The sequence below is a fragment of the Pseudomonas sp. 382 genome, from assembly GCF_002759075.1.
Lineage (GTDB): Bacteria > Pseudomonadota > Gammaproteobacteria > Pseudomonadales > Pseudomonadaceae > Aquipseudomonas > Aquipseudomonas vlassakiae.
Window position 1 is genome coordinate 69,099 of sequence record NZ_PEMX01000020.1, and the last position, 18,949, is coordinate 88,047.

Consider the following 18,949-nt stretch of genomic DNA (forward strand, 5'->3'; position numbering starts at 1 on the left):
GGCCCTTTCGCGGGTAAACCCGCTCCCACAGGGGTCGCACGGCATTCAACAGCTGTGCACTACCTGTGGGAGCGGGTTTACCCGCGAAGAGGCCGGTACTGGCAAAAGGATACCGCTGATTCACTGCTGCCGTGTAGCACCACTCGGTCGTTCCGGCTTGTGCCGACGCCAGCGCAGCAGCCCCAGCGCCAGTATCAGCCCCAACAGCAAGGCAACCAGGCCATAAAGCTCGTCGTACCCCAGGAACGGCTTTTCGATCCGCAAGTAGCCCTGCTCCTTGAGCAATTCCTTCAGGGCCGCATTGGCCTCTTCCAGCGTCACCTGGCGCAGCTTGCGTGCCGGGTCGGCAAAGCGGCCGTTGTTGTAATCGTTCAGCGCCCCCCAGTAATAATCGGCCAGCGCACTGTTGCCCTGAGTGCTCCAGCTTTCCTTGGCCACGGCGGCATCCTTGATGCGGGCAAAGGTGTCCGGGTCGAGGCCTTCCTTGCGCAAATGATCGAACAGTTGCTGCATGACCTTCACGGCGTGGTCGATATCCTCGCGCTCAAGGTCGGCATTGAGGCTCAGCATACCGCTGTCGCCAAAGCTCTCACGTTGTACCGACGGCCCATACGACAGGCCGTTGCGCAGGCGCAGCTGGTCGTACAAGGCCCAGTCGAGGTAGCGCGACAGCAGGTCTAGGGTCTGTTGATGGTCATTGTCCAGAACCGGCTCGATGAACAGCCAATGCAGCTTGACGCTATCGCCCAACAGGCCATGGGTCAGGTCGCGGCGCTGCTCGGCCTGTTCGCTGATGCTTTCAAGGTTGCGCCGCTCTTCCGGCTCGGTGGCAGGCAGTTCGCCGAAGGTGCGCTCCAGATAGGCCGGCAGCAGCCGATCCAGGCCGCCGACGACGATCAAGGTCATGTTATTGGCGGCGTACCAGCGGTCACGCAGGGTTTTCACCTGCTCCAGGGTCATGTCCGCGACGTTGGAGCGCTCGGGGCATTTCAGGCCTAGTTCGGTGGCCAATTGATCGCTGGCGGGGTGGCCGATGTCCTGACGGTCGAGCCAGCGCTGCAGGTGGCCATAGTGGCCGCCATCCTCGCGCTCGATGATGCGCTTGGCCGTGGCCAAGGCTTTGGCGTCGATACGCGTGTCGCGGATGATCGCCAGCAACAGGTCGAGCACCTTGCGCTGGTTGCGTGCCGGCGCCTCGATGACAAACGTCGTGTCGGCGCTGCTGGTGTAGGCGTTCCACTCGCCCCCCAGGCTTTGCAATCGTTCTTCCAGTCCGCCTTCACCAGTTGCGTCGATGCCGGTGAACAGCAGGTGTTCGAGCAGGTGCGGCAACTCTTTCTGCTCGCAGTCGAAGTCATCCAGGCCAACCCCTACCACCAGGCGGATCGCCACATGGTCGCGCTCGTAACCGGACTTCAGGATCACCTGCAGGCCGTTGGGCAACAGGTAACCCTCGACCCGCGAGCGATCGAGGGCAAATGAGGGCAGGCTGCAGATCAGCAGGCAAACGAACATCAGGCAACGCATGGGCGAGCGACGGTCTCCAGGTGTGCGAGATCAGGACAGGTGGGCATCTTCCGGGACGCTGTCGAGCAGCAGCCCGCCAGTGTCCGAGCCACCCAGTACCACATAGGCACTGCTGCAGAACAAAGAGTTCAACCGCTTCATGTCGGCGATCAGCTCCAAGTGTAGCGAACTCGTCTCGATACTTTGCACCACCTTACGTTGCAAACGGCTGACATGGGCATGCGCCAGGCGCCGTTCCTGGGCGCGAAAACGGCGCTTTTCGCGCAGCAGCAGGCGTGCGCTTTCCGGGTCGGCACTGAGAAACACCGACAGCCCCAGGCGCAGGTTGGCCAGCAATTGTTCCTGCAGCCCGGTGAGTTCCTCCAGGCCGACCTGGGAGAACTCCCGGCGCTGGCTGGTTTTCTGCTGTTGCACCTTGCGCAGCATGCGTTCGATCAGGTCGCAGGCTAGCTTCAGGTTAATCGCCAGCTCGATGATTTCGGCCCAGCGCCGGTTGTCCTGGTCGCTGAGGTCTTCCCGCGGCATCTGCGCCAGGTACAGCTTGATCGCGCTGTACAGCGCTTCGGCATCTTCGCTCAAGGCCCGCACCTGCTGGGGCATGGCGGTATGGGTACCGCGCAAGGCGCCGAGCATGGCCTCCAGCAGGCTGTCGACAATGTCCCCCAGACGCAGGGTTTCACGCGCGGCATTGGCCAAGGCCAGGCTAGGCGTGGCCAGCGCCGAGGCATCGAGATGGCGCGGGCGTATCTGGCCGTTGCCAGCCTCGCGTTCGGGTAGCAGTGCGTTGCACAGGCGGCCCATGGGTTTGACCGTCGGCAGCATGATCAGGCAGCGCAGGGTGTTGTAGAGCAGGTGGAAGCCGATTACCAACTCCTGTGGGCTGAAGCTCAGGCTGTCCATCCACTCCACCAGCGGATGCAGCACGGGGATGATCAGCACCAGGCCGATCAGCTTGTACAACAGGCTGCCCAAGGCCACGCGGCGCCCTGCGGCGTTCTGCATGCTGGTGCTGATGAAGGCCAGCAGGCCGCTGCCGATGTTGGCGCCAACGACCAGGCCGATGGCCACCGGGAGGCTGATGACTTCGGCCCCGGCCAGGGTCGCGGTAAGCAGCACGGCAGCCAGGCTGGAATACGACACCATGGCGAACAGCGCACCTACCAGGGCGTCGAGCATGATGTCGCCGGTCAACGATGCGAACAGCACCTTCACCCCTTGTGCGTGGGTGATCGGCGTCGCCGCCTGCACGATCAGCTGCAGGGCCAGGATGATCAGGCCCAGGCCGATCCCCACGCGGCCCAGCTGGCCTGCACGGGTCTGTTTGCGCGAGAGGAAGAAGATCACCCCGAGGAACACCAGCAGCGGCGATAGCCACGACAAGTCCAGGGTCAGTACCCGTGCCATCAGCGCGGTACCCACGTCGGCACCGAGCATGATCGCCAGCGCTGGGGTCATGGCCATCAGGCCCTGACCGACGAAGGAGGTAACCAGCATGGCGGTGGCATTGCTGCTCTGCACCACGGCAGTGACCACGATGCCGGCGATGAACGCCAGTGGCCGCCGGTTCATGTTCTGGCCGAGCACGCGGCGCAGGTTGGAGCCGAACACCCTGAGGATGCCGGTACGAACGATATGCGTGCCCCATACCAGCAAGGCTACGGCAGAGAGCAGGTTGAGCAGGGTCAGCATGGTCGAGCCCCCCTTTTGTTCTCGGGCTCCGGCGCTGGAGCCAAAATGTGTGAAGCCGTAAGCCTGGCCCGGGGGTGGGTGTTTTGATCCAGTACTTACTCAAGCTTTAGTTGTTTTGCGGACCTCGCGCCAGCTTGGCACGCTCTGCAAGCATTTGAAATATTTGTGTCATGAAAGGCTGTACATGAAAAAGGGCCCCGGAGGGCCCTTTACGCTGCGTGTCCTGATCTTATTGACCCGGAATGTCCTTGCGCAGTTTCACCGGGTCGTGCTCCTTGCCTTGCTTGCGCGCCATGGCGGTGCGCATGCGGATGTTGATCGCCTCGACGGCCAGCGAGAAGGCCATGGCGAAGTAGACGTAACCCTTCGGCACGTGCACGTCGAAAGATTCGGCGATCAGCACGGTACCAACGACGATCAGGAAGGAAAGGGCAAGCATCTTCAGCGACGGGTGCTTGTCGATGAAGTCGCTGATGGCGCCGGCGCAGGCCATCATCACCAGGACGGCGACAACGATGGCGGCGATCATCACCGGCACGTGCGAAACCATGCCGACGGCAGTGATCACCGAGTCCAGGGAAAACACGATGTCGATGATGGCTATCTGAATGATGGTGTACAGGAACTTGCCGCCAGCGCCCTTGGGTTCGTCGGCGCTCTCTTCCTCGCCTTCCAGGCCGTGGTAGATCTCCTGCGAGCTTTTCCACAGCAGGAACAGGCCGCCGCAGAACAGGATCAGGTCGCGACCGGAAATGCCTTGGCCGAACACCTCGAACAGGTCGGCAGTCAGGCGCATCACCCAGGTGATCGACAGCAGCAGCATGATCCGGGTGACCATGGCCAGGGCCAGGCCGAAGATCCGGGTGCGCGGCTGCATGTGCTTGGGCATGCGGCTGACCAGGATCGAGATCATGATGATGTTGTCGATCCCGAGGACAATCTCAAGCGCCGTGAGGGTAAAAAAGGCAACCCAGATTTCCGGGCTGGTCAGCCATTCCATGTGTATTCCTTCAAACGATAAAGGCGATGCACCCTTTCAGGGCGCATCGCATGGGTAATGCGTGTTAATTAAAGACTACTGAACAGCGGGAAAATGCCCATCAGCAGCGCGGCGAGCATTATGCATAGGCATACCAGCACTGCCCACTTCAGCGTGAAACGCTGGTGATCGCCGAACTCGATGCCGGCCAGGGCCACCAGCAGGTAGGTCGAAGGTACCAGCGGGCTGAGCAGGTGAACCGGCTGCCCGACGATCGAGGCGCGGGCCATTTCCACCGGGCTGATGCCGTAATGGCTGGCCGCTTCCGACAGCACTGGCAGCACACCGTAGTAGAAGGCGTCATTGGACATGAAGAAGGTGAACGGCATGCTCACGATCGCGGTGATCACCGCCAAATACGGGCCCAGGGCCTCAGGGATGACTGCCAGCAGGCTCTTGGACATTGCCTCGACCATGCCGGTACCGGACAGGATGCCGGTGAAGATGCCTGCGGCGAAGATCAACCCGGTCACGGCCAGCACACTGCCAGCGTGGGCGGCGATGCGGTCTTTCTGCTGCTGCAGGCACGGGTAGTTGACGATCATGGCAATGCTGAAGGCGATCATGAACAGCACCGGCAGCGGCAGCACGCCTGCGATCAGTGCGACCATCAGGCCGGCGGTCAGGGCACCGTTGAAGTAGATCAGTTTGGGGCGGCGCGCTTCAGGGAACTGCGACACGCTGATTTCGCTGTGATCGATGTCATCGGTCGGAAGGTGCAGTTCACCCAGGCGGGCACGTTCGCGTTTGCCGTACATGTAGGCGATGGCAAGGATCGCCAGCACGCCGAAGGCCATGGCCGGGATCATCGGCACGAAGATGTCCGACGGGTCTACGTGCAGGGCGCTTGCTGCGCGGGCGGTCGGGCCGCCCCAGGGGGTCATGTTCATCACCCCGCCGGCGAGGATGATCAGGCCGGCCATGATCCGTGGGCTCATGCCCAGGCGGCTGTACAGCGGCAGCATGGCGGCGCAGCAGATCATGTAAGTGGTGGCGCCGTCACCATCGAGCGACACCACCAGGGCCAGCACTGCAGTACCGACCGAGACTTTCAGCGGGTCACCCTTGACCAGCTTGAGGATCTTGCGCACGGCCGGGTCGAACAGGCCGGAGTCGATCATCAGGGCGAAGTAGAGAATGGCGAACATCAGCATCACGCCGGTGGGCGCAAGCTTACTGATGCCCTCGAGCATCATCGGGCCGATCTTGGCGGAAAAGCCGCCGAACAGGGCGAACAGGATGGGTACCAGAATCAGCGCGATCAAGGCCGACAGGCGCTTGGTCATGATCAGGTACATGAAGGTGATGACCATGGCAAAGCCGAGGAAGGTCAGCATGGCAATACTCCAGGCGTGGCGCGGCGAAAGGGATGGCTATTCGGGCGGATCAGCGCGTTTGGCGCTGCACGGGGAGCATGGGTCGGGGGGCTACATGAAGGCGGGCGCAGGAATACATCAGAATCACCATTGTTGTTGTTGATGGGCCGGGCGCGGAAATTTCCGGGTGCCCTGGCTGACCGGTCTGATGCCGGTAGTGGCGGCTATCCTAGGGGGGGAAGCTTTCAGCCAGCTTTCGCCGGAAAAACGGCGACGGGAGGTAGGTGATGCAGGATGTAACCGAGGGTGGCTGCCATTGCGGCGCCTTGCGCTATCGGCTGCAGGGTGACCTGACGGATGTCGCCCATTGCCATTGTTCGATCTGCCGGCGGGTCAGCGGCGGGCTGGTGGTGACCTGGCTCACCCTGCCCCGTTCGGGTTTCCGCTGGATGGCAGGAAGGCCTCAGTGCTATGTGGCACCGGCCAGTTGCAAGCGGTATTTCTGTGGGGAATGTGGGGCGCATGTGGCACTGGTGACCGAGCATAGCCCGGGAACCATCGATGTGACCGTGGCGACGCTGGACCACCCGGAGCAGGTGCCGGCCAGGCGGCATATCTGGACTACAAGCCGATTGCCCTGGATGCACCTGGATGAAGGGCTGCCAGAAGAATTAGAGGAAAAACTCTAAGCCTTGTGCTGGTTTTACCGGCCCCTTCGCGGCTAAAGCCGCTCCCCCAGGAGCAGGCGATCCCTGTGGGAGCGGCTTTAGCCGCGAAGAGGCCAGTGCAGGTCATCAAGGCAATTGCAGGCCACCAGCCGCCTTGTGCAGGGCGCGCAAATGTTCGCCAATGTGCTTCACATTGGCCTCGACCGCAGCAATTTCCTTCGCCCGCGACGGCTCCAGCAGTGCCCTCACCTCTTTGTCCAGGTCGGTACTCAGGCGCAGCAGCTTGGCCTGTCGCTCGGCACTGACCTGCTCCAGGTGCGCGCGCTCGTCCGGCTGCGGCAAGCCATAGCCTTTGGCATCCAGCAACTCGGCCGGGCGGCTGAGGAAGCCGCTGTTGGCGAGCATCTGCTTCAGGGTCTCGTCGGCTTTGTTGATGCTGCCGTCCTTCAGCGCTGCAGCGTTCAGGTAACGCTGTTTCACTTCGTCCTGAGCCAGCAGCAACTGCCGGCGCAGGCTGGCCTGTTCGAGCAACAGCAAGGCCGCGCTGGTGCGCAGGTCGGCCTTGTCGAACCACGGGCGCCTCTGCTCTGCATCCAGGGCCAGCCAGTCCTCGACTTCGGTCTGCCTGATCGGCAACTGCTTGCGCAGCACATCGAACATGGCCTGGTAGCGCTCGCGGTAGGAGTCGAAGCGGTATCCCAGGCGCAGGGCTTCTCGCGGGTCGTCGAGCACACGGGTATCGGCCAGCCCCCTGCCCTTGAGCACGGCCAGCAACCCATTGGGCATGATGCTGTCGAGATCATTCAGGCGTGGGTTGGCGGTGCCGCTGCGCAACAGCTTCAAGGATTCCACCGCGCAGTTGTTGGACAGGAACCAATAGTTGCCGTCGTAGCTCCAGTGCATCTCGGCCGCCTGGCGCACCAGGTTCTCGATTTCGTCGCGGTTGAGCTTCAGCGGTACCGAGGCCAGGCTGCGCAGTTCGGTCTTGGTGTATTCATCGATCACCTGGCCCAGCGGCAACACGAACAGCCGTGAGGGATAGGCACCTACCAGCCCGTCCCAGCTGGACAGTTGCACATCGTTGACGAAAGCGCGGTAAGACAGCACCAGGCTCTGGTCGAGGTCCAGGCGGCAATCCGGCCCGCGGGGGCGGCCGGGTTTGCAGATCACCAGGCGCAGCATGCTGTGGCCCCAGCGGCTCACCAGGTTCTGGTTGGCTTCAGCCAGCAGGAAGTCGACCTCGTAAACCCGTTCTGGGTCGATTTCGCCCAGTGGCTGCCGGGCGAAGTCGCTGCCAGCGTTGATGAACGGCAGACCCTTGGCGCAAGTGTTCTGTGGCGGTGCCCAGCCGAAGTGGTCACGCAGGTACTGGTTGAGCGCCGGGCGACGGCAGCCGTAGCTCGGGTCGAGGAGGAAATACTCCATGTTGACCGCGATGTATTCCTTGGGACTGCTCAGCTCATAACTGTCGGGGCTGCGCATGAACTGCGCGTTGTGCTGCTCACGTTCGCCACGACGGCCGACGTATTGCGGCCAGCCGGCCAGGTCGAGAAAGCGTGGGTCGTCGCTGAGGGTAAAACGGCGTTCGGCCTGACTACGGCACTCTGCCAGCTGACCGATCTTGCCCAGCGCGGCTCGCTGGCGCGCGCAGCGGGCGATCAGCGAGCGCTCGCTGCCAGGCCACAGGCGGGCACGGTCGTAAATATGGGTCAGCTCATGCAGGACGGTGGCCAGCAACTCTTCTCGGACCGTGCCGTGGGGGCGGTTGGTACGCTCGCTGGCGGCACTGCCGTCAGTCAGGCTGGGGAGCAGGCGGCGATTGAGTTCGAGAGTCGATACCAGCGAAGCTTGGCCGTAGGCATCGGCTGGCATGTTGTCGCTCCAGCTGACCGATACCCGCCGGTCCAGCCGTTGCTTGAACAGGGGCGGCAGCTTGGCCATGGCTTCGTCGAGCAGGGCCTGGCTGGCTTGGGTCTGTTGCGGGTCGAGGCTGGTCGCCTGCAGCTCAAGCTGCAGGTCAGCCAAGGCGGGCGTGCCCAGCAGCGTCAGGGCGCAGCCGAGCAGCCAGGCACGCACGTGGTTCACAGCGCGAGGATGGCTTCGGCCAGTACTTGGTCGCTGGCGTCGCGCGCTTCAGGTACGCGCTCGCGCAGGGTGCTGAGTGCGGCCTCAAGCTGGGCACCGCGGATATCGCCATTACTGGCGACAAAGCTGGCGGCATCGTCGTGGGCTTCGCGCACGACCTTGGCGTCGCGGATCGAAGTGGTGGTGTCAGAGGTGAAATCGATCGAGCGGCCAAAGGCGCGCACGATGATGTTGCTGGTGGCCACCAGGGTCTGTGCATGGGCCAGGTCGGCCAGCAGCAACATGCCGAGGGTAGCGGCAATCAGCGGTTTACGCATGGAGCATCTCCGAAAAATACAGGGAGTCAGGTGTGGTTATTGGACGAGAATTGCTTCTGCCAGTTCAAGGTCGCCGACGGAGTGCCGGGTGCAGTTGTGGCGCAGCGAGTCGAGTGCCGCTTCCAGGCGTGCACCCCGGATCATGCCATCGCTGGCTACGAATGCCGCGGCATCGTCGCGAGCCTGCCTGACCAGTTTGCGGTCGAAGGGGGCAGTGGTGACCTGGCTGGTAACGTAGCCCGTAATGACCAGGCCTTGTGTGGTGGTGTCCATGGCGTGGGCACTGGCCATGGCAGTGGCACTGAACAGCAACGGCAACAGATAACGCATGAGCTTTCTTGACGGCAGGGGAAGTGAAAGACGAAGGCTACCTCAGGTGCGCGGCCGCTAGCCAACGCACCTGCTTTGCAGAGCCCTGATCAGATCGCGAGGATGGCCTGAGCCAGCTGGGCATCACTGGCTTGCAGCTGCGGCATGCTCGAACGGATGTGCAGCAAGGCACTTTCCAGCCGCGAACCACGAATGGCGCCCAGAGTACCGACGAAGCTGGCGGCGTCATCACGGGCGGCCTGCACGATCTTGTCATCGCGGAACGATGAGGTCAGGTCGGAGGTGGCGTCAGTCGAGGCGGCAACAGCACGTACCACGGCATCGGTGGTGACTACGAAACTACTGGCTTGGGCGGTGCTGGCCAGGCCGAGCAGCATGGCGGCACCAATCAGGTATTTACGGGACATGTTCGTGGACTCCTGGACAGGGTTCTGCTTCATCGGACGCTTGCACTGCTGGTCGCGTTACGTGTTCGACAACGGGTTCTAACAGACTGCTGAGCGAAGCGTATCACGCGGTGCTGTTTCTGGATGTTAATGCGAGCGAACGCGGATAACTGTTTCGCTCGATTCTTAAAACATTACAACTGTACTGGTCGCGCACGAAATGGCTCTGGGCAGAGCCTTGCGGACAATAAAAAACCCGCTGCAGTCGCCTGCAACGGGTCGGGTAATTCGCGGTGCCGGCCGCAGCCGGCGGACCGGAGCTTAGCGCCAGAATGGCTTGCTCAGCTCTTCGTAACGCTGCGACTCGCTGATACCGGCGTCGGCCAGCAGGCGGGCATCCAGGCGAGCCAGTTGACGGCGGCTTGCCATGCGACGCTGCCACAGCAGCAGGGTGGAGATAGCGCGCAGTGGCAGGGAAGCCTGGGACTGCTGGGCGTTGCTTTCAAAAACCAGACCGGAACTGAGGGTACGTTCCATGATGTTTCATCCTTCCGCTTATGGCGGGATTAGGTAGTGATTTAACTGATGCCAATGATCCTCCTCTGCTGTCCATAACAGTAGATACAGTTCACCAGTAATGCGATGGGCCAGTTAACTGTTTAAGCCAACTGTTGCACTTGAAACAGGCGCAACTGTACCGGTGCGCACTGATCTGGTGCGTATTCGCTTTGCATACACGCTTAAGTGGGCGAAATGGCCCCAAGTTAACGGTACAGTTGTACAGTTTTGAATGAATGAAATGAACGAAGTGTTCGGGTGCTGAGGTTTGACTGTACTGGCCCTGACGCCGGCGTAGCGACGACAGGGCTCGAACAGTGGCGCAGGCTGTATCAGCTGGCGAGCATGCGCCCGGTTTCTTCCAGATTCTCGTGCCAGCTCAGCGCTTCTCGCAGGATGTGTGGGGTGTGGCCGCCACGCTGGCAAGCGCGTTCGAAATAGTCGTTCAGCGCTGCGCGGTAGTCCGGGTGCACACAGTTGTCGATGATCGCTCTCGCCCGCTCCCGTGGAGCGAGGCCGCGCAGGTCAGCCAAACCTTGCTCGGTGACCAGGATGTCGACGTCGTGTTCGGTATGGTCGACGTGGCTGACCATTGGCACAACGCTGGAAATGGCACCGCCTTTGGCGATCGACTTGGTGACGAACACCGCCAGGTGGGCGTTGCGGGCGAAGTCGCCCGAACCGCCGATGCCGTTCATCATCCGGGTGCCGCAGACGTGGGTCGAATTGACGTTACCGTAGATATCGAACTCCAGCGCCGTGTTGATGCCGATGATGCCCAGGCGGCGAACCACTTCGGGGTGGTTGGAGATTTCCTGCGGGCGCAGGACCAGTTTGTCCTTGTAACGCTCCAGGTTGCCGAACACGTCGGCATTGCGACGGGTCGACAGGGTGATCGAGCTGCCCGAGGCAAAGCTCAGCTTGCCAGCGTCGATCAGGTCGAATGTCGAGTCCTGCAGTACTTCGGAGTACATGGTCAGGTCTTCGAATGGCGACTCGATCAGGCCGCACATCACCGCGTTGGCAATGCTGCCGATACCGGCCTGCAGCGGGCCGAGCTTGTTGGTCATGCGGCCAGCGTCCACTTCCTGCTTCAGGAAATTGATCAGGTGGTTGGCGATGCCCTGGGTTTCGTCGTCCGGTGGCAGCACGGTGGATGGCGAATCTGGCTGGTCGCTGATGACGATGCCGACGATCTTTGCCGGGTCGATCGGGATCGCGGTGCTGCCAATGCGGTCATCGACCTTGACCAGCGGGATGGGCGTACGGGTCGGGCGATAGGTCGGGATATAGATGTCGTGCAAGCCTTCGAGGTTGGCGTTATGCGACAGGTTGATCTCGACGATCACTTGTTTGGCGAAGATCGCGAAGCTGGCCGAGTTACCCACTGAGGTGGTCGGCACGATGTGGCCTTGCTCGGTGATGGCCACGGCTTCGATGACCGCGATGTCTGGCAGCTTGAGTTGCTGGTTGCGCAGTTGCTCGACGGTTTCCGACAGGTGCTGGTCGATGAACATCACCTTGCCGTCGTTGATGGCCTTGCGCAGGGTACTGTCGACCTGGAATGGCATGCGACGCGCCAGCACGCCGGCTTCGGTCAGCTGCTTGTCGAGGTCGTTGCCCAGGCTGGCACCGGTCATCAGGCTGATTTTCAGTGGCGACTGCTTGGCGCGTTCGGCCAAGGCATGCGGCACAGCCTTGGCTTCGCCAGCGCGGGTGAAACCGCTCATGCCGACGGTCATGCCGTCCTCGATCAGGCCAGCGGCATCGGCCGCACTCATTACCTTGCTGTGCAGGGAGGACAAGCGGATACGATCACGGTACATGGATTGTTATCTCGGGCTACTGAATCTACTGAGGCGCAGTCTAGAGATTTCGCCCTCTGGCGTCCCACGACCATGGTCGTATGAGAGGCCTCGTAATAGAGCCGTTGATCCGGATCAATAAAGCAAAAGCCCCGGCAGATTCTGACCGGGGCTTCCTTTATAGCAGCTGGTTTGCAGCGGCCGTTGTCACTCCACCGCTTTCACCATGTCTTCGATGACTTTCTTCGCGTCACCGAACACCATCATGGTCTTGTCCAGGTAGAACAGTTCGTTGTCCAGGCCGGCATAGCCGCTGGCCATCGAGCGCTTGTTGACGATGATGGTCTTGGCCTTGAAGGCCTCAAGGATCGGCATGCCGGCGATTGGCGACTTCGGATCGTTCTTCGCCGCGGGGTTGACCACGTCATTGGCGCCCAGCACCAGCACCACGTCGGCCTGGCCGAACTCGGCGTTGATGTCTTCCATCTCGAAGACCTGGTCGTAGGGCACTTCGGCTTCGGCCAGCAGTACGTTCATGTGCCCAGGCATGCGCCCTGCCACCGGGTGGATCGCGTACTTCACGGTCACCCCGTTGTGGCTCAGCTTCTCGGTCAGTTCCTTCAATGCGTGCTGGGCACGGGCCACCGCCAGGCCGTAGCCCGGGACGATGATCACGCTGTCAGCGTTGCTCAGCAGGAAGGTGGCGTCGTCGGCAGAGCCGGACTTCACCGGGCGCTGTTCCTTCGAGCCTTGCGCCGCGCCGGCATCGGTATCGCCACCAAAGCCGCCGAGGATGACGTTGAAGAACGAACGGTTCATCGCCTTGCACATGATGTACGAGAGGATGGCACCGGACGAACCGACCAGGGAGCCGGCGATGATCAGCATCGAGTTGTTCAGCGAGAAGCCGATACCGGCCGCGGCCCAACCCGAATAGCTGTTGAGCATCGACACCACCACCGGCATGTCGGCGCCCCCGATCGGAATAATGATCAGCACGCCCATGATGAAGGCCAGGACCAGCATCAGGGTGAAGGCGCTGTAGTGGCCGGTGAAGGTGAACAGCAGGCCCAGGGCGATGGTGGTCAGGCCAAGGATCAGGTTCAGCTTGTGCTGGCCAGCGAACTGTACCGGTGCGCCTTGGAACAGGCGGAACTTGTACTTGCCCGACAGCTTACCGAAGGCGATCACCGAACCGGAGAAGGTGATGGCGCCGATGGCTGCACCCAGGAACAGCTCCAGGCGGTTGCCGGTGGGGATCGGGTCGCTGATGGCGGCAACGATGCCCATCGACTGCGGCTCAAGCACGGCAGCAATGGCGATGAATACCGCGGCCAGGCCGATCATGCTGTGCATGAAAGCGACCAGTTCCGGCATCTTGGTCATCTCGACGCGCTTGGCCATGATCGAACCGGCGGTACCGCCGATCAGCAGGCCGACGATCACGTAGCCGATACCGGCGGTTGCAAGCTCAGCCCCGAGCTTATAGATGAGGCCAACCGTGGTGAGGATGGCGATCCCCATGCCGATCATGCCGAACAGGTTGCCGCGCCGCGAAGTGGTCGGGTGCGACAGGCCCTTGAGCGCCTGGATGAAGCACACCGAGGCGACGAGGTAGAGGAGCGTTACCAGATTCATGCTCATGCTTACTTCTGCGCCTCGTTCTTGGTTTTCTTCTTGAACATCTCAAGCATGCGACGGGTGACCAGGAAGCCACCGAACACGTTGACCGCAGCCAGGGCCACCGCCAGGGTGCCCATCAGCTTGCCGGCCGGGGTCACGGTCAGCGCCGCCGCCAGCATGGCGCCGACGATGACGATCGCCGAAATGGCGTTGGTAACCGCCATCAGCGGTGTGTGCAGCGCCGGGGTGACATTCCACACCACGTGGTAGCCCACATAAATGGCCAGCACGAAGATGATCAGGTTGTAGATGCCATGGGAAATCAGCATGTCTTCCATTGTCGTGCTCCTTAGCCGTTCTTGCGGACGACCTGGCCGTCGCGGCACATCAGGCAGGCCGCGACGATGTCGTCTTCGAGGTTGATGACCAGCGCGCCGTCTTTGTCGAACAGCAGCTTCATGAAGTCCAGCAGGTTGCGGGCATACAGCGCCGAGGCATCTGCGCCCACCTGGGCTGGCAGGTTGGTCGGGCCGACGATGGTCACACCGTTTGCCTGCACCACCTGGTCCGCGACGGTCAGCGGGCAGTTGCCGCCTTGGGCGGCGGCCAGGTCGATGACCACCGAACCGGGTTTCATCTGTGCCACGGTTTCGGCGCTGAGCAGGGTCGGTGCCTTGCGGCCGGGGATCAAAGCGGTGGTGATGACGATGTCTGCCTGCTTGGCACGTTCGTGTACTGCCTGGGCCTGACGTTGCATCCAGCTGGCTGGCATCGGCCGGGCATAACCGCCGACGCCTTCGGCGCATTCACGCTCCTCGTCGGTCTCGTATGGCACGTCGATGAACTTGGCGCCGAGCGACTCGATCTGCTCCTTCACCGCGGGGCGTACGTCGGACGCCTCGATCACCGCGCCCAGGCGCTTGGCCGTGGCGATGGCCTGCAGGCCAGCAACACCTGCCCCCAGAATCAGTACGCGCGCGGCTTTGACGGTGCCGGCGGCAGTCATCAGCATGGGCATGAAGCGAGGATAGTGGTGGGCTGCCAGCAACACGGCCTTGTAACCGGCGATGTTGGCCTGCGAAGACAGCACATCAAGGCTCTGTGCCCGTGATGTACGTGGCGCGGCTTCCAGCGCGAAAGCGGTGATACCGCGTTCAGCCATCTTGCCGATCAGCTCACTGTTGAAGGGGTTGAGCATGCCTACCAGGAGGCTGCCACTGTTGATCAGGGCCAGTTCCTGGTCGTTGGGGGCGACCACTTTGAGTATCAATTGGGCGCCGTAGGCATCGGCTGCGCTTCCCAGGGAAGCCCCCGCGGCCTCATAGGCACTGTCCGGAATGCTGGCGTTGAGCCCTGCCCCCCGTTGGACGGTGACCTGATGGCCCTGGCCAATCAGTTTCTTGAGGGTTTCCGGGGTCGCAGCGACCCTTGTCTCACCGGTCTGCGTCTCGAGAGGAACACCAATGTGCACGACTATTTCTCCTGCGGTGACCTTTTTGTCTTTGTAAGAGCCAGCACACTACGGATGGTGCGCTGGGGCGGCTGTTGAGCGCCGAGCCCGCCGAATCCAAGGCGGGCGAAGCATTTTGCAGACGAACCCAGGGGCCTTCAACCGGTTCTGAAGCGAAACGAAGTTAAAACTACAAGTCACCCTGTGACCGTATGTCGCAAGCAATAGGCTGTAGCCCGTCAAACATGGGCTATTGGCAGATTAGGGGAAAATTTGAAATTTTTTGCGATGATTTCGCAGATGGGCTTGTGAATGTCGTAAAACCCTCTGAAAGCCGCGTGTTTAGCGGCTTCGACTGGGTTTTTCGATTCACCTGAACAGTTTTCTTCTATGCGACAAAAACGTACATCTGTAGGTGTTTAAAATAATTGACTACAGAGGTAGGTCAGGCGTTTTCGTCATTGTGCGAGGCGGTATAGAGTTGCGCCTGGCCCATCAGCCAGTCACGGAAGGCCCGGAGCGACGCGGATTCCACCTTGCGGTCGGGAATCATCAGATAGTAGGCCTTGTTGCTGGACAGTGCGTACCTGTTCGCGACCACCAGCCTGCCCTCCTCCAGCTCGCGCTGGATCAGGAACGGCGGGATCAGTGCGATGCCCATCTCGTGCATGGCAGCCTGGGCGAGCATGGAGAATAGTTCATAGCGCGGGCCTGTCATGTCACCCGCGATATTCAGGCCCAGGCCATTGAACCACTGGCGCCAGGCATAAGGTCGGGTGGTCTGCTGCAGCAGTGGCAGGCTGGCGATGCGCTGGGCGTCCAGCGTGCCTTGCCCGCCCAGCAATGACGGGCTGCACACCGGCACGGGGTTCTCGCCCATCAGGCGATGAGACTGAGTGCCGGACCAGTCGGCATCGCCGAAGTAGATGGCAGCATCGAACGGGGTGTCGGCGAACAGGAACGGGCGGGTGCGGTTGGTCAGGTTGACGGTGACCTCGGGGTGGCGTTGCTGGAAATCCTTTAGGCGTGGCAACAACCATTGGGTGCCGAAGGTAGGCACCACGGCCAGTTCGATCACGTTGGCGCCCTGCTGGCGCATCACCGACAAGGTGTCGCGCTCCACCGCATCCAGCTGTGCGGCGACCTGCCGGCTATAGGACAGCCCTGCCTCGGTCAGCTTCACGCCGCGACGTGAGCGCCTGAACAGCTCGACGTTGAGAAACGCCTCCAGTCCACCGATCTGGCGACAGACGGCGCCTTGGGTCAGGGCCAGTTCCTGGGCCGCCTTGGTAAAGCTTTCGTGGCGTGCGGCCGCTTCGAAGCAGACCAGTGCGGTGGTGCTGGGGATCTTGCGGCGCATGTACGTCAACCTCACTCATGGAGCCATGAACATGGCGATATGCAGTATCACGGAGTGACAAAATATCACTTATGCGTGCGCAATCCTCGTTTGTCGTGCTCCCGGATCAAGCCTAGGATCAATGGCACAAGACACCGCTCCCCTATTTCGAGGATTTCGCTCATGGCCGGTAAAGCAAGCTTCAACTGGATCGACCCGCTGCTGCTGGATCAGCAGCTCACTGAAGAAGAGCGCATGGTGCGTGACAGCGCTTATCAGTTCGCCCAGGACAAGCTGGCTCCGCGTGTGCTGGAGGCGTTCCGTCATGAGCAGACCGACCCGGCGATCTTTCGCGAGATGGGTGAAGTCGGCTTGCTCGGTGCGACCATCCCCGAGCAGTACGGTGGCAGCGGCCTGAACTATGTGTGTTATGGCCTGATTGCCCGCGAAGTGGAACGCATCGACTCCGGTTACCGTTCCATGATGAGCGTGCAGTCTTCGCTGGTGATGGTGCCGATCAATGCGTTCGGCACCGAAGCGCAGAAGCAGAAATACCTGCCCAAGCTGGCCACAGGCGAATGGATTGGCTGCTTTGGTCTGACCGAGCCTAACCATGGCTCCGACCCAGGCTCGATGATTACCCGTGCCAGGAAGGTCGATGGCGGCTATCGCCTGAGCGGCAGCAAGATGTGGATCACCAACAGCCCGATCGCCGATGTGTTCGTGGTCTGGGCCAAGGATGATGCCGGCGATATCCGTGGCTTTGTCCTGGAAAAAGGCTGGCAAGGCCTCAGTGCTCCGGCGATCCACGGTAAGGTTGGCCTGCGTGCTTCGATCACCGGTGAGATCGTCATGGACAACGTGTTCGTGCCCGAGGAGAACATCTTCCCGGATGTGCGCGGCCTCAAGGGGCCGTTCACCTGCCTGAACTCGGCGCGTTATGGCATTTCCTGGGGGGCGCTGGGTGCAGCCGAAGCCTGCTGGCACACCGCTCGCCAGTACACCCTCGATCGTCAGCAGTTTGGACGCCCGCTGGCGGCCAACCAGCTGATCCAGAAGAAGCTGGCCGATATGCAGACCGAGATCACCCTGGCCCTGCAAGGCTGCCTGCGCCTGGGGCGGATGAAGGACGAAGGTACTGCGGCGGTGGAAATCACCTCGATCATGAAGCGCAACTCCTGCGGCAAGGCCCTGGACATCGCCCGCATGGCCCGCGACATGCTGGGTGGCAACGGCATCTCCGACGAGTTCGGCGTCGCGCGCCATCTGGTCAATCTTGAGGTGGTCAACACCTATGAGGGTACCCATGACGTGCATGCGCTTATCCTCGGGCGTGCACAGACCGGCATCCAGGCTTTCTACTGATAAGGAGCCAGTCCATGGGCGCGCTATCTCATCTGCGGGTGCTGGACCTCTCCCGTGTGCTGGCGGGGCCGTGGTCTGGCCAGATTCTGGCGGACCTCGGTGCAGACGTGATCAAGGTCGAACGCCCTGGCAGCGGCGATGACACTCGCTCCTGGGGGCCGCCCTTCCTTAAGGATGCTGAAGGCGAGAACACCAGCGAGGCAGCCTATTACCTGGCGGCAAACCGCAACAAGCGCTCGGTCACCATCGACTTCACCCAGCCGGAAGGCCAACGCCTGGTGCGCGAGCTGGCGGCCAAGTCAGATATCGTCATCGAGAACTTCAAGGTCGGTGGGCTGGCAGCTTATGGGCTGGACTACCTTAGCCTGAAGGCGATGAACCCCAAGCTCATCTATTGCTCGATCACTGGCTTCGGCCAGACGGGGCCATATGCCAAGCGTGCCGGGTATGACTTCATGATCCAGGGTTTGGGAGGGCTGATGAGTCTTACCGGGCGCCCGGATGGAGAAGAGGGTGCTGGGCCAGTAAAGGTAGGTGTTGCGCTGACCGACATTCTCACCGGGCTCTACTCGACCGTGGCGATTCTGGCCGCCCTCGCCTACCGCGATCAGCATGGCGTTGGGCAGCATATCGATATGGCGCTGCTGGATGTACAGGTGGCGTGCCTGGCCAACCAGGCGATGAACTACCTGACCACAGGTAATTCGCCGCGGCGGTTGGGTAATGCGCACCCCAACATCGTTCCTTACCAGGACTTCCCGACAGCGGATGGCGATTTCATCCTCACGGTGGGAAACGATGGCCAGTTTCGCAAGTTTGCCGAAGTGGCTGGGCAGCCGCAGTGGGCGGATGACCCGCGCTTCACCACCAATAAGCAGCGGGTGGCGAACCGGGCCGAGCTGATTCCGCTGATTCGCCAGGCAACGGTATTCAAGACCACTGCCGAATGGGTAAGCCAGCTGGAGGCTGCCGGGGTGCCGTGCGGGCCAATCAACGATCTCGCGCAGATGTTCCAGGACCCACAGGTACTGGCGCGCGGACTGGCAGTATCCATGCCCCATGTATTGGCGGGAAGCGTACCGCAAGTAGCCAGCCCGATTCGGCTGTCCGAGACGCCTGTAGAGTATCGCCAGGCGCCGCCGCTGTTGGGTGAGCATACCGAGGCGGTGCTGGGCGATGTGCTGGGGTTGGATGCCGATGCTGTAGGGCGGTTGCGCAGTGCTGGCGTACTTTGAGGCTATATATAGAGCAGTTGAAATGCGGGGAGGCCGTCAGGCCTCCCCGCTTTGCTTTTCAGCGATATTAAAGTTTCTTGAAATTAAAGGTTGACGGGGTTTCGAATCCCCTTATAATGCGCCCCACTTCCAGCGACATCGGAACGACAAACTCCTTGAAATTCAACGAGTTAGGTAGTTAAGGTGAGGTTGGAGGCGCTTCGGTCGAATGATCGAT

The 18,949-nt window shown here is 61.5% G+C and carries 17 protein-coding genes; 3 read left to right on the forward strand and 14 right to left on the reverse strand.

The annotated features are described in order from the left end of the window. Positions 1 to 120: 120 nt before the first annotated feature. The 4 genes from CQW31_RS20705 to CQW31_RS20720 all read right to left on the reverse strand — a co-directional run bounded on the left by CQW31_RS20705 (position 121) and on the right by CQW31_RS20720 (position 5,592). Entirely contained in the window at positions 121 to 1,527 is a 1,407-nt protein-coding gene (locus CQW31_RS20705; RefSeq protein ID WP_054884345.1) for a pitrilysin family protein, read from the reverse strand. Between the two features lie 30 nt (positions 1,528 to 1,557). Further along, positions 1,558 to 3,216, reverse strand: a complete 1,659-nt coding sequence (locus CQW31_RS20710; RefSeq protein WP_054884344.1) for a Na/Pi cotransporter family protein — start codon at positions 3,214 to 3,216, stop codon at positions 1,558 to 1,560. A gap of 229 nt (positions 3,217 to 3,445) precedes the next feature. Continuing rightward, positions 3,446 to 4,216 carry a TerC family protein gene (locus CQW31_RS20715; RefSeq protein ID WP_099815281.1) on the reverse strand — a complete coding sequence of 257 codons (771 nt, stop codon included), beginning with the start codon at positions 4,214 to 4,216 and terminating at the stop codon, positions 3,446 to 3,448. 68 nt (positions 4,217 to 4,284) lie between these two features. Further along, positions 4,285 to 5,592, reverse strand: a complete 1,308-nt coding sequence (locus CQW31_RS20720) for a CitMHS family transporter (RefSeq protein WP_099815282.1) — start codon at positions 5,590 to 5,592, stop codon at positions 4,285 to 4,287. 266 nt (positions 5,593 to 5,858) lie between these two features. Between CQW31_RS20720 and CQW31_RS20725 the strand changes: the two genes are divergently transcribed. Next, entirely contained in the window at positions 5,859 to 6,260 is a 402-nt protein-coding gene (locus CQW31_RS20725; protein ID WP_054884341.1) for a GFA family protein, read from the forward strand. A 105-nt stretch (positions 6,261 to 6,365) separates the two neighbouring features. On the opposite strand, the gene CQW31_RS20730 is transcribed toward CQW31_RS20725, so the two are convergent. The 10 genes from CQW31_RS20730 to CQW31_RS20775 form a co-directional block, all read right to left on the reverse strand. After that, positions 6,366 to 8,324, reverse strand: coding sequence for a DUF4105 domain-containing protein (locus tag CQW31_RS20730; RefSeq protein ID WP_099815283.1), 1,959 nt, complete (start codon positions 8,322 to 8,324; stop codon positions 6,366 to 6,368). Further along, on the reverse strand, positions 8,321 to 8,641 hold the full coding sequence (locus CQW31_RS20735; protein WP_054884339.1) for a DUF2388 domain-containing protein: 321 nt from the start codon (positions 8,639 to 8,641) through the stop codon (positions 8,321 to 8,323). The genes CQW31_RS20730 and CQW31_RS20735 overlap by 4 nt, the downstream gene beginning before the upstream one ends. Positions 8,642 to 8,677: 36 nt before the next feature. Continuing rightward, positions 8,678 to 8,971, reverse strand: a complete 294-nt coding sequence (locus CQW31_RS20740) for a DUF2388 domain-containing protein (protein ID WP_054884338.1) — start codon at positions 8,969 to 8,971, stop codon at positions 8,678 to 8,680. Positions 8,972 to 9,060: 89 nt separating this feature from the next. Beyond that, positions 9,061 to 9,378: a DUF2388 domain-containing protein gene (locus CQW31_RS20745; RefSeq protein WP_099815284.1), complete on the reverse strand. Its 318-nt coding sequence runs from the start codon at positions 9,376 to 9,378 to the stop codon at positions 9,061 to 9,063. A 300-nt stretch (positions 9,379 to 9,678) separates the two neighbouring features. Further along, entirely contained in the window at positions 9,679 to 9,894 is a 216-nt protein-coding gene (locus tag CQW31_RS20750; RefSeq protein WP_054884336.1) for a DUF1127 domain-containing protein, read from the reverse strand. 353 nt (positions 9,895 to 10,247) lie between these two features. Next, positions 10,248 to 11,741, reverse strand: a complete 1,494-nt coding sequence (locus tag CQW31_RS20755; RefSeq protein ID WP_099815285.1) for an acetyl-CoA hydrolase/transferase family protein — start codon at positions 11,739 to 11,741, stop codon at positions 10,248 to 10,250. Positions 11,742 to 11,927: 186 nt separating this feature from the next. Beyond that, positions 11,928 to 13,364 carry an NAD(P)(+) transhydrogenase (Re/Si-specific) subunit beta gene (locus CQW31_RS20760; RefSeq protein WP_054884334.1) on the reverse strand — a complete coding sequence of 479 codons (1,437 nt, stop codon included), beginning with the start codon at positions 13,362 to 13,364 and terminating at the stop codon, positions 11,928 to 11,930. Between the two features lie 2 nt (positions 13,365 to 13,366). Next, entirely contained in the window at positions 13,367 to 13,681 is a 315-nt protein-coding gene (locus CQW31_RS20765; RefSeq protein ID WP_003256966.1) for an NAD(P) transhydrogenase subunit alpha, read from the reverse strand. Between the two features lie 11 nt (positions 13,682 to 13,692). Then, complete coding sequence (locus CQW31_RS20770) at positions 13,693 to 14,814, reverse strand: Re/Si-specific NAD(P)(+) transhydrogenase subunit alpha (protein ID WP_099815286.1); 1,122 nt, start codon at positions 14,812 to 14,814, stop codon at positions 13,693 to 13,695. A gap of 424 nt (positions 14,815 to 15,238) precedes the next feature. Then, complete coding sequence (locus CQW31_RS20775; protein WP_099815287.1) at positions 15,239 to 16,153, reverse strand: LysR family transcriptional regulator; 915 nt, start codon at positions 16,151 to 16,153, stop codon at positions 15,239 to 15,241. A 162-nt stretch (positions 16,154 to 16,315) separates the two neighbouring features. Between CQW31_RS20775 and CQW31_RS20780 the strand changes: the two genes are divergently transcribed. Next, on the forward strand, positions 16,316 to 17,497 hold the full coding sequence (locus tag CQW31_RS20780) for an acyl-CoA dehydrogenase (protein ID WP_099815288.1): 1,182 nt from the start codon (positions 16,316 to 16,318) through the stop codon (positions 17,495 to 17,497). A 14-nt stretch (positions 17,498 to 17,511) separates the two neighbouring features. Further along, positions 17,512 to 18,732, forward strand: coding sequence for a CaiB/BaiF CoA-transferase family protein (locus CQW31_RS20785; RefSeq protein ID WP_099815289.1), 1,221 nt, complete (start codon positions 17,512 to 17,514; stop codon positions 18,730 to 18,732). The last annotated feature ends 217 nt before the right edge of the window (positions 18,733 to 18,949 follow it).